Annotated in this window: 18 protein-coding genes, 1 pseudogene and 1 riboswitch; of the genes and pseudogenes, 3 read left to right on the top strand and 16 right to left on the bottom strand. The window is 29.8% G+C overall.

Features of this window, described 5'->3' with window-relative positions; translation table 11 throughout:
• Positions 1-13: 13 nt before the first annotated feature.
• The 9 genes from thiF to Q428_RS06505 form a co-directional block, all read right to left on the bottom strand.
• Entirely contained in the window at positions 14-820 is an 807-nt protein-coding gene (thiF, locus tag Q428_RS06545) for a sulfur carrier protein ThiS adenylyltransferase ThiF (RefSeq protein WP_035379316.1), read from the bottom strand.
• Between the two features lies 1 nt (position 821).
• Entirely contained in the window at positions 822-1,016 is a 195-nt protein-coding gene (gene thiS / locus Q428_RS06540; protein ID WP_035379314.1) for a sulfur carrier protein ThiS, read from the bottom strand.
• A gap of 57 nt (positions 1,017-1,073) precedes the next feature.
• Complete coding sequence (gene purF, locus Q428_RS06535; protein WP_035379313.1) at positions 1,074-2,429, bottom strand: amidophosphoribosyltransferase; 1,356 nt, start codon at positions 2,427-2,429, stop codon at positions 1,074-1,076.
• Positions 2,430-2,694: 265 nt separating this feature from the next.
• Positions 2,695-2,793: riboswitch (TPP riboswitch) on the bottom strand.
• A 134-nt stretch (positions 2,794-2,927) separates the two neighbouring features.
• Complete coding sequence (locus tag Q428_RS06530) at positions 2,928-3,194, bottom strand: putative Se/S carrier protein (protein WP_035379311.1); 267 nt, start codon at positions 3,192-3,194, stop codon at positions 2,928-2,930.
• An 8-nt stretch (positions 3,195-3,202) separates the two neighbouring features.
• The gene (gene yedF / locus Q428_RS06525) at positions 3,203-3,793 is read right to left on the bottom strand and encodes a sulfurtransferase-like selenium metabolism protein YedF (RefSeq protein WP_035379309.1); all 591 of its coding nucleotides are present in this window, start codon (positions 3,791-3,793) and stop codon (positions 3,203-3,205) included.
• Positions 3,794-3,829: 36 nt separating this feature from the next.
• Positions 3,830-4,438: a CvpA family protein gene (locus Q428_RS06520; RefSeq protein ID WP_035379308.1), complete on the bottom strand. Its 609-nt coding sequence runs from the start codon at positions 4,436-4,438 to the stop codon at positions 3,830-3,832.
• Positions 4,439-4,586: 148 nt separating this feature from the next.
• Complete coding sequence (locus Q428_RS06515) at positions 4,587-5,888, bottom strand: L-cysteine desulfidase family protein (protein WP_051515014.1); 1,302 nt, start codon at positions 5,886-5,888, stop codon at positions 4,587-4,589.
• Between the two features lie 258 nt (positions 5,889-6,146).
• Entirely contained in the window at positions 6,147-7,886 is a 1,740-nt protein-coding gene (locus Q428_RS06510) for a sigma 54-interacting transcriptional regulator (RefSeq protein WP_035379356.1), read from the bottom strand.
• A gap of 19 nt (positions 7,887-7,905) precedes the next feature.
• Positions 7,906-8,211: an ArsR/SmtB family transcription factor gene (locus Q428_RS06505; protein ID WP_035379304.1), complete on the bottom strand. Its 306-nt coding sequence runs from the start codon at positions 8,209-8,211 to the stop codon at positions 7,906-7,908.
• A 106-nt stretch (positions 8,212-8,317) separates the two neighbouring features.
• On the opposite strand from Q428_RS06505, the gene ytvI reads away from it, so the two are divergent.
• Together ytvI and yyaC are read left to right on the top strand one after the other, a co-directional pair.
• Positions 8,318-9,361 (top strand): sporulation integral membrane protein YtvI, encoded by a 1,044-nt coding sequence (gene ytvI / locus Q428_RS06500; RefSeq protein ID WP_035379302.1) that lies wholly within the window; start codon positions 8,318-8,320, stop codon positions 9,359-9,361.
• Between the two features lie 75 nt (positions 9,362-9,436).
• Positions 9,437-10,016: pseudogene (yyaC, locus tag Q428_RS06495) on the top strand (spore protease YyaC).
• Between the two features lie 74 nt (positions 10,017-10,090).
• On the opposite strand, the gene Q428_RS06490 reads toward yyaC, so the two are convergent.
• The 5 genes from Q428_RS06490 to Q428_RS06470 form a co-directional block, all read right to left on the bottom strand.
• Positions 10,091-10,714 (bottom strand): phosphoribosyltransferase, encoded by a 624-nt coding sequence (locus Q428_RS06490; protein ID WP_051515013.1) that lies wholly within the window; start codon positions 10,712-10,714, stop codon positions 10,091-10,093.
• A gap of 8 nt (positions 10,715-10,722) precedes the next feature.
• Positions 10,723-10,977, bottom strand: a complete 255-nt coding sequence (locus Q428_RS06485) for a YkuS family protein (RefSeq protein WP_035379301.1) — start codon at positions 10,975-10,977, stop codon at positions 10,723-10,725.
• Positions 10,978-11,088: 111 nt separating this feature from the next.
• Positions 11,089-11,586 carry a DUF4446 family protein gene (locus Q428_RS06480; protein WP_035379299.1) on the bottom strand — a complete coding sequence of 166 codons (498 nt, stop codon included), beginning with the start codon at positions 11,584-11,586 and terminating at the stop codon, positions 11,089-11,091.
• A 67-nt stretch (positions 11,587-11,653) separates the two neighbouring features.
• Positions 11,654-12,511, bottom strand: a complete 858-nt coding sequence (locus Q428_RS06475; protein WP_035379297.1) for a ParB/RepB/Spo0J family partition protein — start codon at positions 12,509-12,511, stop codon at positions 11,654-11,656.
• Positions 12,511-13,284, bottom strand: a complete 774-nt coding sequence (locus Q428_RS06470) for a ParA family protein (protein ID WP_035379295.1) — start codon at positions 13,282-13,284, stop codon at positions 12,511-12,513. The genes Q428_RS06475 and Q428_RS06470 overlap by 1 nt, the downstream gene beginning before the upstream one ends.
• A gap of 88 nt (positions 13,285-13,372) precedes the next feature.
• Here Q428_RS06470 and Q428_RS06465 point away from each other — a divergent pair, with 88 nt between their 5' ends.
• Positions 13,373-13,642 carry a TMEM165/GDT1 family protein gene (locus Q428_RS06465; protein ID WP_035379294.1) on the top strand — a complete coding sequence of 90 codons (270 nt, stop codon included), beginning with the start codon at positions 13,373-13,375 and terminating at the stop codon, positions 13,640-13,642.
• Between the two features lie 64 nt (positions 13,643-13,706).
• Here Q428_RS06465 and noc read toward each other — a convergent pair whose 3' ends face one another.
• A complete protein-coding gene (gene noc / locus Q428_RS06460; protein WP_035379292.1) occupies positions 13,707-14,492 on the bottom strand; it encodes a nucleoid occlusion protein in 786 nt (261 codons plus the stop codon).
• A 113-nt stretch (positions 14,493-14,605) separates the two neighbouring features.
• Positions 14,606-15,325, bottom strand: coding sequence for a 16S rRNA (guanine(527)-N(7))-methyltransferase RsmG (rsmG, locus tag Q428_RS06455; protein ID WP_035379291.1), 720 nt, complete (start codon positions 15,323-15,325; stop codon positions 14,606-14,608).
• Positions 15,326-15,327 lie beyond the last annotated feature (2 nt).

Below are 15,327 nucleotides of genomic sequence, written 5' to 3'. Positions count from 1 at the left end.
AAAAACACCCCTTTTAAACATCCATCTCTCCAAGTATTAATCTCATAACTGTATTTGCCTGATGATTTGCAGCTATTGCTACCCTTGGTGCCATTAAACCACAACCTATCTTGGCTTCTGAAATATCGTCGCCTATTAGATAAAATCTGTCGGTTACTTTTTTTGTTACTATTGTATTGTTTGAAAAGTATCCTGCCATACCTGATGCTGCAACAACTATCTTATCTTCCATTTGTGTTAAAACAGTTGTTGTAATTTCTGCTTTGCACTTGGGATTATCAAAGGCTTCAACAATTATATCTACATCACTGAATATGCTTTTTACATTTGACTTATCAAGATATACATCCTTTGTTTCAATCTTAATAAATGGATTTATTTCTTTTAAAATCTCCTTCAATGCTTCCGTTTTCTTCATTCCTATATGTCTTATAAAATACTGTTGTCTATTTAAATTACTTGGCTCAACTACATCAAAATCAACTAAAATGAGTTTTCCTACTCCTATCCTTGCAAGTGATACTGCCACGTTGGAGCCTAGACCTCCAAGACCAGCGATGCCAACACTAGCTTTCTTTAACTTTTCATGTATTCCTGGAGTATGGCGAGAAACTAAAAATCCTTCCAAATCCTCCTCTGATGGTATTTCTCCCCTCTTAATCAGGCTTAGTTTATCATTTTCTTTTAACATTTTATCCTCATTAATGATAAATCCATTTAATACAACTATGTCAGCATCTTTTTTTATTCTTTCCCTTACCATATAAGCTGTTTCATTGTTCTCTATCTCAATGGACTTTTCGTTTACAAATACATTCAAATCAACCACCCCCAACAAAACTGACTATTTCAAGCTTATCTTCCTTGTTTAAAACTATTTGCGAAAATTTTTCCTTTGGTATTATTTCATAATTAAGCTCTACAACAACCTTATCCTCTGAAAGATTGAACTTTTTAAGCAATTCCATGATATTAATACCATTATCAAACTCCATGTTTTTACCATTAATAATCATTATTTATCCCTCCTTTCTCTATACATTGATAGTAAATCACTTTATAACATGAAATTCTTAAATAGCCCTGTTAAAGCACTTTAAACATACTTCTTTTTTATTTAGTGATTTCAATAATCCTTCTATACTTAAATATCCAATGCTATCTGCTCCTATACTCTTTTTTATTTCATCTATACTTTTATCTGAACCTAAAAGTTCACTATGCTTTGACATATTAATTCCTAAAAAGCACGGAGATTTAATTATGGGTGATGCTATTCTGAAATGTATCTCCCTTGCTCCGGCATACCTGAGCTTTTCAACTATAGCTCTACTTGTTGTACCCCTTACTAATGAATCATCCACAACAACTACCCTTTTTCCTTTTATATTTGACTCAATAACATTTAACTTTAAAGCCGCATTCTTTTTTCTTTTCCATTCATGAGGTTCTATAAAAGTTCTTCCAATATATTTATTTTTAACTAAGCCTAAATCATATGGTATTCCTGATGCCCTTGAAAATCCAATTGCTGCTGGTATTCCCGAATCTGGAACGCCAATAACTATATCTGCATCTGTTTTATTTTCCTTATAAAGTTCTACTCCTGATGATATTCTAAAGTTATAAACATCAATTTTATCAATTATGCTGTCATGTCTGGCAAAATATATATATTCAAAAACACATGTCATCTGCTTTTCATTTTTTTCAAAGATTTCTGATTTCATTCCATATTTATCTATTATTACTATTTCACCTGGCTTAACGTCCCTTACTAATTGGGCTCCTATTGCCTTTAGTGAACAGCTTTCCGATGCCAGAATAAATGAATCCTTTAGTTTTCCAATGCACATTGGTCTTATTCCTCTAGGATCTCTAAATCCTATAAGTTTATCTTTTATTTGCATCAGCACACTATATGAACCTTTAATTTTTGTCATAGTCTCTTTTATTGATTTCACCACATCCTCTTTATCTCCATTCAATATAAGCCTTAAAATAATTTCTGAATCTGTGGTTGTAACAAAATTTATTCCTTTTTTTAACAAATCTTCTTTTAATTCATTTGCATTGGTTATATTGCCGTTGTGTGCCATTGAAATTTGGTTTTTCTCATCCAATAAAGGTTGGGCATTATTTATGTTACTTTCTCCATAGGTTGAATATCTTACATGACCAAGTGCTGTAAAACCCTTGACTTTTTTTATGATATCTTTTTTAAAAACCTCGGATACCAGTCCCATTCCTTTTATACATTGAAGTTTTTCTCCATTCCAAAATGATATACCACAGCTTTCCTGACCTCTATGTTGAAGCATTAAAAGGCCTGTATAACAATTAGAAGATAAATCCAAGTATTTATCTGCTATTATTCCAAATACACCGCATTCCTCTTTTAACTTGTCAGCAAAGTAATCAAACTCCATATATTACCTCCATATTTCTTAAAATTCACCATTCAGTAGAAACCCTAGCTTTTGACGACTGTTATCCAATCTCAATCCCATAGCAAACTTTCACTCTTAAGCTGTCGCCCATGCCCGGTGCACTTCAAAAAATCCTCACCCTGATAAGGGTGAGGATTTTTCCTTAAAACCTTGATTAAAAACCAACTAAGCAAGTTAACTGAAATATTGAGGTATTGTATTAATAAAAAAAGCTTGCCAATGGCAAGCTGTATCTCAGTTATAATATACTAAAGCTCAGCTTCCCTACGATGGTTCTAACCACATCAGGTTCAAAGGGTTAGGATATCTCCTTCTCAGCTTTTCAGCACCCCTAGCATTTGTTTGAAATATTCATCTGCTCAAATTATACTCTTTTTATTTTATTGTGTAAATATATAAAATATTATTATATATAATTAAAATTTGAAGCCTCTCTATGCTAAATGATGACTTCTATATAAAAAATTATTGTTATAATCATATTAATCCCTTTTTATTTATTGTTTTCTGTCTCCCCATTCCAATTATTTCGTAAATATCTTTATTCCTTATACGTTTTGTTTTTATTAATTCTATAACTTTATCAAGATATTTATCTGATGTTCTGATTGATATGCCACAGCTCAGTGTTATCTCCCTTGGTGTGGGCATTATTTGGTAATCTATTTTTTCTGTTTTCAGAACAACTTCACACTGCATCGCAAAATTAATACTTTCAAAGGTTATAACAATGTATTTTTCCATATACTCTCCTAAATTGTAATAGTTTTGTCTGCATTATTCATTTTTTCTATGATTGTATACATGTTTGTGACATTTCCAATGATTAATTTATCCTTTAACCCATAAAAATCTAAACAAGTACCACAGGATAAAATTTCAACTCCTTTTGACTCTAGGTTTTTTAAACTTTCCAATACCTCAGAGCCTTCAGTTGTAAGTTTAACTCCTCCATTTAAAAACATAATTGTTTTGGGTTTTATTTCACTCTCTGTAAGTGCATATATATAACTTTTCATCAAAACATTACCAAGTTTATCATCACCTGCACCTAATTTATCACTACCAACAACTATAACTAAGTTCTTTTCATTTTCAAAGTTCATTAAACTACACTCAGCTACTTCATTATTTCCTTTCTTTATCAAAATATAATATAAGTTTTCTTTCTGGTTAACAGTAAAATCCAGCCCTATGCTTTTAGCATATTTAGATACGTTCTCCTTTGCAGCAAAATTATCTACAATTACTTCCAGCTCACCATTTTCGATATTTTCTAGTTCTTTTTTTGTCATGATAACAGGTTTTGGACAGGGCAATCCTGCACAATTTATAGTTTTCATTGTTAATTAAGCCTCCTTCAGTTTCTTTATGTTAAATTAAATAGTAAATTTTTGAATCCACGGTATAATAAAGTTACCTAAATAAAAATACTTTGCAAGTTTTGATGTTCCAATTGCAGTTATTAATTCACTGTTTTGAGGTATTATTCCCATTATGGGAGTAATAACTGCAAATATTATAAATAAAAACACCAGGGATTTTGTTATACCCAATATTAATCCACCTAGTTTATCAATACTTTTGAAGATCCCTTTTCTGATTTTTTTTCTTATTATTTCATTTATTATATTCATTAATATTGTGGAAATAAAATATATACAAAGGAAAACAGCAACATTTATAAATGCATTAGTAATCATTTCATTTACTGAATTTAAATCATAATTTAATAACTTAAAGATGTTTAATGTTATTGGATTTAACGTACTCGATCTTTTTGAAAATATTTTACTCAGGTTTTCAAAGATTTTTGTGTTATCAATTATAAAACTTGTGACAAATGGTGTTAACCTTTTAGCTGCTAGCAGAGAAATTATCAAATTTACAATATTTAAAATAGATATTAAAAATCCCTTCAGCATTCCCTCTAATGCACCATAAAGGATAATACACAAAATAACCAAATCAAGCCAATTAAGATCCACACTACCCCCCTGAGAAATTTGTTTATATATATTAATATTACTCCTATTGTTATTCTACCACAAATAAAAGTTATAAGTTACATTGCAGCTACTAAAAAAATAACTGGCTCAGTTTCAGTAAACTTAAGCCAGTTATACTTTTATAATTTTAACATTCAATATTAACTATATTTTTCTCTACCATTATATTTAATATAACTTTGTCTGTTTGTACCATTCCTTCAGCACAGACTCTTCCTAAGTTCTTTATAGTATCATCCATTGTCATTCCAACTACTCCGTTATCAAAAGGAACAAATGAACCATTCATTGCAAGTAGTGCTGCCTTTAACGCTGCTCCTGCTGCAGTTGATAGTTTTATTGCACAACCAGCCTTAGCACCATCACATATCATTCCTGTTACATCTCCTACCATATTGCTTATGGTATTCTTAAATTCCTTTTCCCATCCTCCAAGTAGATAACAAATTGCTACTGCTGCACCTGTTGCCGCAGCAACTCCACAACCACATATTGCAGATAATCTTCCTGTATATTGTTTTATATAAATTGTAGTTATATGTGATATAGCCAGTGCCTTTGCTAATTCTTCATCTTTCTTATTTAGCTTTTGCGCAACAACTGCCACTGGTATTATTGCTGTTAAACCATGATTTCCTGAACCTGCACTGCTCATAACCGGCATAAAGTGTCCAGACATTCTTGCATCTGAACCTGCTGCTGTCATCATTACAACATTATGATATAAATCGTCCGCTAAAATTCCTTTTTCTATTAAATTTTTTATATTTTTTCCTATTCTCATGCCAAAGTTATGTTCTAATCCAACTTTAGCGATTTCCATATTCATTTTTGCTCCATCAAGCATAAACAACAACTCTTCATAATCCATTTCTTTTATTGTATTTAACGCGTCCATTAAATTATATTCCTTTAATTTTGGACTTAAAGCAGTTGTTGATGTTACTGCTGTTTCATTGTTTTCGAAGATTACTTTATTATCAGCAGCTAAGTATACTATATTAGAGTGGCTGTTTTTTATATGACAAACTCCCACGCCACTGCTTGTCTCTACATTACAGCCTATAAAGAAGTTTCCCATATTTTCTTCTACTGATACTACTACTTTTCTTTCTTCGATTAGTTTAAGACAGGCTGTTTTATGCTCATCTTTTACATCATTTAATACTTGTAGTTTTAGTTGAGGATTCCCCCCTACAGCTCCTAAAGCTGCAGCAAAATTTAATCCAACGTTATCGATTCCAGGTATGCCTACGCTCATTCCATTTTTATAAATATTTGGACTTACTTTAACATCAATCTTTTTTATATCTCCCTTTACAGTTTGATAAGCTGCAGCTGCACATAGAGCAACAGCTACTGGTTCTGTACATCCTAAAGCAGGTACTACTTCTTGTTTTAAAATGTTTACTATTAAGTTCTTATCCACGATAATACCTCCAGTTAATATAATAAATTTTCTTTGACTTTTGCTGTTATTTTATTACCTTTCAAAGAATATATCTTGCAAGTTCTATGCCAACTTTATTCTTGTCTTTAAAATACCTGATAAGTCTTAATTTTTTTGATTTTTAAATAAGTTTATTTTGTTAAGTTAATATCAAAATGATACTTATTTAATTGAATGTATTCTATTTTGCTTAATTTTATTGGTTTCAAAATAAAAGTATCAGAATGATACTTAATCTCATTCTGATACTTTTATTTTATATTCCTTTATTTTTCGGAAAAGTGTAGCCCTTCCTATCCCCAAAATCTTTGCAGCTTCATCTCTATTTTTATATTTTCTAAGTACTTGTTCTATTGCCTTTTTTTCTAAGTATCTTAAGTTACAATTGTCATAATCATTTTTTTCATCTTCTTTAATCCTTATTGGCAGACTGAAAGGAGTTAAATATTCCCCTGTTTCCATATTTACTGCATATTCAATTACATTTTCCAGTTCCCTCACATTTCCAAACCAAGAATATTTCATAAGCATATTGTATGCCTCTTCATCTATGCCCTTTATATTCTTTGAAAGCTTTTTTTTGCATTTTTCTAATATATGCTGAGTTAGTATCTTGATATCTTCTTTTCTCTGCCTTAATGGTGGAATCTTTATAGGTATTACATTTATTCTATAATATAAATCCTGACGAAATTCTCCATTGGTAACCATGTTCTCTAAATCTTTATGAGTAGCTGCTATTATTCTGACATCTATTGGGATATTAATGGTTGAACCTATTTTCTCTATACTTCTATCCTGTATTACCCTTAATAGCTTTGTTTGTAAATGGAGAGGCATATCCCCTATTTCATCTAAAAATATTGTACCTCCATTTGCTAGTTCAAATTTACCTATTTTACCACCTTTCTTTGCTCCCGTAAATGCACCTTCTTCATAACCAAAGAGCTCACTCTCAAGCAAACTTTCAGGTATTGCTGCACAGTTTATTGCTATAAATGGTTTATCTTTTCTTTTGCTGCAATTGTGAATTGCCCTTGCAAATAGTTCTTTTCCTGTTCCACTTTCTCCTAAAATTAAAATCGTTGAATTTCCCTGAGAAGCTTTTTTCGCTTTATCCTTAATCTCATTTATTTCCTTTGAAATTCCTATAATATCGTTAAATTCTGTATAAATCCCAGTTATTGAGATATCGTTAATTATTCTGTTTATATCCTTTATAGTTCTTAGCACCACAACTGCACCTATTATTTTTTTTTCTAATTCAATAGGTTTAGCATTTATTACCACTCTTATATTTTCATATGTTACCTGCAGATTCTTTATTTCTTTTCCAAACTGCAGTACTCTATTTATATCTGCTTCTTCTATCAGTTTCCTTAAAGTTAGATTTTTCTTTATATTAGATCCACCTAATATTTCTTCAACCTTTTTATTTATGTAAATTATATCTTTATTTTCCCCTAAAGCAATAATACCATCATCAATAGAATTAATTATGGTTTCTATCTGTTTTAATAATATTTTTTGTTTTTCCTGATTCATAGCTTCCCAAAGTTTTGTAGAAAGTAAGTCGCCCATTTTTTTTAAAAATTCAAGTAAATTGTCAACATTGCTTTCTAAAGCTTTTTTTTGTTCCAAGGAAAAGGCAACTAGACCAATTACACCGATAACTTTTTTGTCCATTACAATTGGGCTGCACACTTCTGAAAACTCAATACATGTATTTTTGTTTGGGCATTCATAGCACACTTCTTCGTACTTTGGATTTTTAACTATATAACTTTTGTTTTCAATCATAGATTTTGTGAAAACCGATTTTTTTACTAGTTTTTGACCTATTTTTTCTTTATATTTTCCTGTACCAGCAACTCTTATATTGTTTCTATCAACTATGGTAACATCGACACCAATTACACTGGCAATTGTATCTGCAATAATCTGGACATAGTCCTGTATATAAATTAGGCCATTCAAAGCTATCTGCTCCCCCACTTTATTTTACATCCTTTTTATTTAAATCTAATATTTTTGAAATAATTTCCCTTGTTATATCACTAGATATACTATAATTTATTTCAAGACCATTTCTATTGCCTTTTATAATTCCTTTATTTCTTAGCACCGCTAAATGCTGTGATACTGTTGATTGGGGCAGTTTCAGACATTCCTGCATTGTTGTAACATTTTTTTCTCCTTCACTATAAAGACCACATAAAATACACAGTCTTACTGGATGTGCCAGTGCTTTCAATATTTCTGAATATTCTTCAAGATTTTTAAGTAATATATTTTCTTTCATCAATTACACCTCTATACTTAATTTAACTAAATTGTAGAACAACTATTTTCTAGTGTCAATTAGAGAGATTTTTATGGTATAATAATACAACAAAGGAGGTTGTTTTATGTTTGATGAAAAATTTATACGTAAGTTAGATAAATTTTCTATTTTTCTTCTCATATATACTTTAATCTTTATAGTGTTTTTTTCAACATTACCCTACACTTTACCCTTTGTTGCAGCTCTCATTATTGCTGCAATAACAAAACCATTCACTAGGTTTTTAAAAAATAAACTAAAAATCTCAGTGAGCATTGCTTCTCTGATATCTACTCTGACAGTCTTTATATTTTTACTTTTAATTGTTACTACTATAGTATTTAAAATAACTTATGAAGCACGACAGCTCTTAATGTCTGTACCAGATGTAAATACATTGAAGCCAATTATTATTAAATATTTCGACCAGGTTATGGTTTATTTCAACCAAATAGATCCTTCTATAGTAACTAAAATTCAAGCACAAGTTTTATCTGTTTTGTCAACAACTTTTAACGTGACAGTAATTGTTTTAAATAAACTTGTATCAATAGCCATTAGTTTACCCGTAGTTTTAATGATTGTTTTTATTACACTTTTGGCTACTTATTTCTTTTCAAGGGACATGACTGATATGAAGGATAAGTTTATGGGAATTTTTTCTCCATATAGCAGGGGCAAGTTTCATGAGATTTGGGATGAAACAATCAAGATGATTTTTAATTACTTGAAAGCATATTCTCTGATAATTTTTATTACTTTCCTTGAAACCTTTATTGGATTTTCAATTTTAAAAATAAAATACACCTTTATGTTAAGTTTATTAAGTGCATTTTTAGATATCCTTCCTATCCTGGGAATAGGTTCTTTATATATACCTCTTATTATTTATAACATCATTATTAAGAATTATTTTACAGCAATAGGACTTGGTGTTTTATATATTTTAATTACTGTTATTAGACAAATAATAGAACCAAAATTGGTTTCTTCATCATTGGATCTCCATCCTGTTGCCGTTCTTGCAGCTATATTTATTGGATTGAAGGCATATGGTTTTCTTGGAATGTTTTATTTAATTCTTTTGATGATACTCTACAAGGTTTTAGTTAAAATTAAAATTATATAAAATAACATAATTAGAATATTTAACCTCCATTTTGGATAAACTTTTTATATAAAGTTAACAAAGGGAGGTTAATTTATGCTTGAAACAAAGCCTCTACAATATACCATAAGCAGTTTAAAACCTAACGCTTTTTTTGAGCTTTCACAGGAAATTACAAACCTTCTAGAAAACAGTTTACATAGTTATTCTAATATAGTTGTTCTTTGTATTGGTACTGATCGCTCAACTGGAGATTGCTTAGGTCCTAGTGGGGGAAAAACTTACAAAATATTATTCTCTTCGACATATAAATATTTTCGGAACCTTAGATGATCCGGTTCATGCAAAAAATTTAAGCGAAAAAATAGACTATATATATAGTCATGTAAATAATCCATTTGTAATAGCAATAGATGCTTCATTAGGAAAACACGAAAATGTTGGAAATATAAATCTTTTTAATGGGCCATTAAGTCCGGGTGCAGGTGTTAATAAAACCCTCCCTTCAGTTGGTGATATCAGCCTTACTGGGGTTGTGAATATATCTGGCTTTATGGAATATGTAGTGCTTCAGAACACCCGTTTATCACTGGTCATGAAAATTGCAGATGTTATGTCATTAAGTTTATATATTTCACTGAAAAAATTTAATAACTATAACAAAATGTCGGTGTAAATACATAAAAGCCCATAAGTTCATATTAATTATGGGCTTTTTGTATTAACTTTGACTCTTCTTTTATATACTTTTTATACTTCCCTGTAATCCTGGTGTTGTTTAAACAAATCAATTATTTCTTCTTCCGTAACATCTGAAAAATCTTTATAATAAAAGCCAATTGCAATTAAATCTGAATCAATTATGTTGTAGAATATTTCTTTACACTGATTTTTTAATAAATCATGTGCTTCTTGTGAAATTACTGGTGTTGCAATATAAACCTCATTGCCTTTTGTTTTTAAAGTTTTAACTGCAGCCCAAACTGTATATCCTGTAGCAATTCCATCATCAACAATTAAAACACTTTTATTACTTGGTATGTTATAGTTAAATTTTTCATTCTGTTTTATTAAATATTCAATTTTACTTTCTATTTCAGATTTTAAATAACTTTTATTGATATTGTATCTTTCTATTATTTTTTCATTTAAATAATATTCTCCGGTTATAGAAACTGCACCAATGGCAATTTCTTTATTCCAAGGCGCTCCTATTTTTTTCGTCAATATCCCTGTATAAGGAATATGCATTTTATCTGCAATAATTTTTGCTATTACCATTCCACCCTTTGGAATACCAACGATATTTTGAAATTCGTTATTTTTTATTATTTCATATAATTTATCAGCTGCATCATTCCTATCTTTAAACATATTTCCTCCTAAAATAAAGGTGAATATAGCTTATGATTTATTTCATATTCTATTTCTTCATAGTCTTTTCCATCAGCGTTGATAATAAAAGAACCATCTTCTGTTGCTTTAATTGAATTATATAGATTAAATAACCCTCTTTTATTTTCAGAGTAAATATATACATTACTTGGAACATTTTCTTCTATATCGTAAACCTCATATCCTTTGTTTATTAAAAATTGCTTTACATCAGCCAGTTTATGGTCACATGAAATAATCATACAATCACTCCTTGGATTTATTATCCCATTTAAAAGTAGCTCTTATTCTTAATTTCAATAAAAAAAGAGCTGTTGCACTAACATCTAAAAATATTAGTGCAACACCCCTCTTTAAACATTTATTGCGTTTTTTATAGCTAGTTTTTCCTCTTCTGAAAGATCGTATTTTGATATTCCATTTTCAATTGGCTTTGCAAATGTTGTACATTCATTTCGACCATATATACCAGTAACCACAACCCCTGCATTATTTTCATCGAGAAGAGCTATAGAAAAGCTAAGATCACTTCCAACGTCATCAAAGGCTCTATACCTTACAATACCTACTCTTTGTATACATTTTTTAAGTCTTTCGTCTACGTTTTTATAAATTTCTTCTATATTTTTAGACACTTCAAGGGCATCCTCAACTTTTTGATTATATTCTATAATCATATCTTCTATATTTTTTCCTGAAGAACCTTTCATAAGTTTTTTATATCTCTTTTCTAATCTATTTATCTCTACTTTATTCATAATAATTATAAAAAATAGTATTACTATCACAACGATTAATCCAAATATAATAAAGATCTGATTGTTATTTATTATATCTATAATATATTCCATACTTTCTCTCCTTCTTTGTTTAATAACCTCTATATCTAATATTTAGTATAATGTTTCACGTGAAACATTATACGTTAAACATATCTATAATTCTTTCTAAATCTTCATCTGAATAATACTCAATTTCAATTTTTCCTTTTTTTCTACCCTTGTTAATAGTTACTTTAGTGCCTAAGATATGTTTAAGCCTATCTTCAATATCCTTTATAAAAATTTCTTTTTTAGGTTTTGTTGTTGATTTTTTATTTTTATTGTGTAGTGAACTAATGAGTTTCTCTGTTTGTCTTACATTTAAATTTTCATCAATTATTTTTTTCGCTAACTCATATTGAAGCTTTTTATCTTCAATACTAACTAAAACCCTTCCATGACCTTCAGATAAGGTTCCATCAATTAAATATTCCATTACTTTACCATCTAAATTTAATAATCTTAATGAATTGGCAATTGCAGGTCTTGATTTTCCTATTCTATTTGCGATTTTTTCCTGGGTAAAACCAAAGTCATCTATTAACTTTTTATATGCGATTGCTTCTTCAATTGGATTTAAGTCTTCTCTTTGTAGATTTTCAATTAGTGATATTTCCATTGTTTCTGTTTCTGACAATTCTTTCTCTATTACAGGTATTTTTTTTAATCCTGCTATTCTAGCAGCTCTCCATCTTCTCTCCCCTGCTATTATTTTATAATACTCCCCTTCTTTTTTAACTAAAACAGGTTGTATTATGCCGTGATCTTTTATTGATTGTGCCAGCAAATTCAATTTCTCATCATCAAAATTCTTTCTGGGTTGTTCTTCATTTGGGCAGATATGATTTATATCAATTTCCTTCACACTATTTATATTTTCTTCTTGTACAGTATTTTCAATCTCAGGAATCAATGCACCTAAACCTTTTCCTAAAGCACTCTTTTTTGCTGTCATTAGTAATCACCATCCTCATCAAGATCAATAAATTCCTCTGCAAGCTCTTTATAACATTCTGCTCCTCTGCAGTTCTTGTCATACAACATAATTGGAAGTCCATGGCTTGGTGACTCAGCTAATCTAATATTTCGGGGAATTATTGTAGAATAAACCTTCCCTTTAAAGTATTTTTTAACTTCTTCAACTACTTCGATAGATAAATTAGTTCTTCCATCAAACATACTCATAACTACACCTTGAATTTCTAGAGAATTGTTCAGGCTCTTCTTTACAAGTTGTATTGTATTCATTAGTTGTCCTACTCCTTCTAATGCATAAAACTCACATTGGATTGGTATTAGAACACTATCAGATGCAGTTAAGGCATTTATAGTTAATAGTCCTAAAGAAGGTGGACAATCTATAAATATATAGTCATATTTATCTTTTATTTTACTTAATGCTTCTTTTACCTTGTTCTCTCTGTTTAATTTGGCAGTCAGCTCTATTTCGGCTCCTGCTAATTCAACACTAGCTGGTATTATATCCATATTTTCAACTACAGTGTTAAGTATAGCTTTTTCAGGCGATATCCCCATTATAACATCATACATCGAATATTCAAGTTCATTCTTATCTACACCTAATCCACTTGTTGTATTACCTTGGGGATCTATATCAACAGTTAAAACCTTTTTACCTAAACTAGCTATATATGAAGACAAATTAATGTTTGTTGTTGTTTTTCCTACTCCACCCTTTTGGTTGAATATAGAAATGATTTTGCCCATTTTTCCACCTCCTCGTATATTTTTCACCTTTTCCTAATATATATTTTACAGTAACAATCTTTTATATTAAATACCTAAGGAGGATTTTATGCTAAAAATTATTATTTCTACTTTTCTTCTTGTGTTTATAGCTGAATTAGGTGACAAAACACAACTAACAACTATGTTATTATCTGCCCAGTCAAATTCAAAATTGGCAGTTTTAATTGGATCTTCTCTGGCTTTAATCTGTTCTTCTATAGTTGGTGTTCTCGTTGGCTCTTATATTAATAAGTATATACCTCAAAATATTATTCAAACCGCAGCAGCAATAGCATTTTTAATAATTGGATTTCTCCTTCTTTTTAATAAAATATAATCCTTTCTTACACTTTTTGCACAATAAAAAATCAGGATATTGCTCCTGATTTTTATTGTTATTTTTACTTTTTAGGTATTCTCACAATAATCTCCATATAATCATCTTTTTCTTTATGGCTGTACTCAGCTTCTATTCCGTTTTTATCCATTATCTGTCTCAAGGTATTTGTTATTATCTTTGGATTTATTGACCATTTATATTTTGCTTTTGGGTTGTTTTTGTTATCTTCTGTTTCAGAAATTTTTTCTATTTCTCTTTCGACAAGTTCTTCAGTCTTTTTTACGTTTAAACCTTTTTTTACAATTTCATCTATAATTTTTAACTGTATCTCTTCATCCGACAATTTTAATAATGCTCTAGCATGTCTTTCAGTTAAATTGTTTTTTAATATATTTTGCTTTACATTTTCTGACAATTTAAGTATTCTAAGCTTATTTGCTATTGTTGATTGCTTTTTACCAATTTTTTCCGCAAGCTCCTCTTGGGTAAATCCATGCTCCTTTATTAAATTACTATATCCCTCTGCTTCTTCGATAAAATTTAAATCTTCTCTTTGTAAATTTTCTATCAATGCTAACACAGCTGATTCCTGATCTGTCATATCTACCACAATTGCTGGTATTTCTGTTAAACCTGCTAATTGTGAAGCCCTTAGTCTTCTTTCACCAGCTACCAATTCAAAATAGTTATTTATTTTTCTAACACTTATAGGTTGCAGAACCCCATATTCTCGTATTGATTGTGATAACTCATATATTGCCTCTTGATTGAAAAACTTTCTTGGCTGATAACTATTTGGTTTTATAAGATTAATTGATATATTTCTAACTTCCTTTTCAGCCCTCATTCACACCATCCCTCTACATTCTTTTATTACTAAATTCTATACTTTTCTTCCTTTTCCTGCTATTTCCCATCATAAATCGTACAACATAATAATTTACTTTTTTATTAACCTCGTCATTTAATTGGCTTTTTTTCTATTTGTCCAGCTTTTCTTGGGTATTTTTCAGAAATTTTATTTATTTTTTCGACAACTACAATTTTATGCTGCATATCTTCCTCAGGAATTTCAGTATCCATTACCCCTATAAGTTTTCCACCTAGGGTTCCAATTGCATTTTTTGCATCTATAACTTCTTCATTTGCTGATGGTCCCTTTAATGCAATAAAATACCCTCCTTGCTTTACGTATGGCATACAATATTCACTTAATACTGTCAAATTAGCTACTGCCCTTGCCGTTGCGATATCAAAATTTTCCCTAAAACCTTCTTTTCTACCAAAATCCTCTGCCCTACCGTGAACAGTTTCTATATTCTTAAGCCCAAGTTCGTTAATTACAGTATTTAAAAAGTTTATTCTTTTGTTTAATGAATCCAATAATACTACCTGTATATCTGGTCTAATTATCTTTACAACCATACCGGGAAAACCAGCACCTGTTCCAACATCAATAAGTCTTATATTTTCCTTTAATTTTCCTGATTTAATAATTGAAACCGAGTCTATAAAATGCTTTTTTGCAACTTCTATTTCCTCAGTTATTCCAGTAAGGTTCATCTTTTCATTCCACTCTGCAAGAAGCTCCCTATATTTTCTAAATTGATCAATTTGTGTATCACTTAAATGTATACCATACAAACTGCAACCTTTTATTAAAATCTCTTTAAAATCCATTT

The organism is Fervidicella metallireducens AeB (assembly GCF_000601455.1).
Lineage (GTDB): Bacteria > Bacillota > Clostridia > Clostridiales > Caloramatoraceae > Fervidicella > Fervidicella metallireducens.
This window is presented reverse-complemented; position numbering and strand designations above follow the sequence as displayed.

Coding starts and splice junctions, on each gene's coding strand:
- thiS (WP_035379314.1), bottom strand. CDS start 1,016: ATGATTATTAATGGTAAAAACATGGAGTTTGATAATGGTATTAATATC.
- purF (WP_035379313.1), bottom strand. CDS start 2,429: ATGGAGTTTGATTACTTTGCTGACAAGTTAAAAGAGGAATGCGGTGTA.
- Q428_RS06530 (WP_035379311.1), bottom strand. CDS start 3,194: ATGGAAAAATACATTGTTATAACCTTTGAAAGTATTAATTTTGCGATG.
- yedF (WP_035379309.1), bottom strand. CDS start 3,793: ATGAAAACTATAAATTGTGCAGGATTGCCCTGTCCAAAACCTGTTATC.
- Q428_RS06505 (WP_035379304.1), bottom strand. CDS start 8,211: ATGAAAGAAAATATATTACTTAAAAATCTTGAAGAATATTCAGAAATA.
- ytvI (WP_035379302.1), top strand. CDS start 8,318: ATGTTTGATGAAAAATTTATACGTAAGTTAGATAAATTTTCTATTTTT.
- Q428_RS06490 (WP_051515013.1), bottom strand. CDS start 10,714: ATGTTTAAAGATAGGAATGATGCAGCTGATAAATTATATGAAATAATA.
- Q428_RS06485 (WP_035379301.1), bottom strand. CDS start 10,977: ATGATTATTTCATGTGACCATAAACTGGCTGATGTAAAGCAATTTTTA.
- Q428_RS06480 (WP_035379299.1), bottom strand. CDS start 11,586: ATGGAATATATTATAGATATAATAAATAACAATCAGATCTTTATTATA.
- Q428_RS06475 (WP_035379297.1), bottom strand. CDS start 12,511: ATGACAGCAAAAAAGAGTGCTTTAGGAAAAGGTTTAGGTGCATTGATT.
- Q428_RS06470 (WP_035379295.1), bottom strand. CDS start 13,284: ATGGGCAAAATCATTTCTATATTCAACCAAAAGGGTGGAGTAGGAAAA.
- Q428_RS06465 (WP_035379294.1), top strand. CDS start 13,373: ATGCTAAAAATTATTATTTCTACTTTTCTTCTTGTGTTTATAGCTGAA.
- noc (WP_035379292.1), bottom strand. CDS start 14,492: ATGAGGGCTGAAAAGGAAGTTAGAAATATATCAATTAATCTTATAAAA.
- rsmG (WP_035379291.1), bottom strand. CDS start 15,325: ATGGATTTTAAAGAGATTTTAATAAAAGGTTGCAGTTTGTATGGTATA.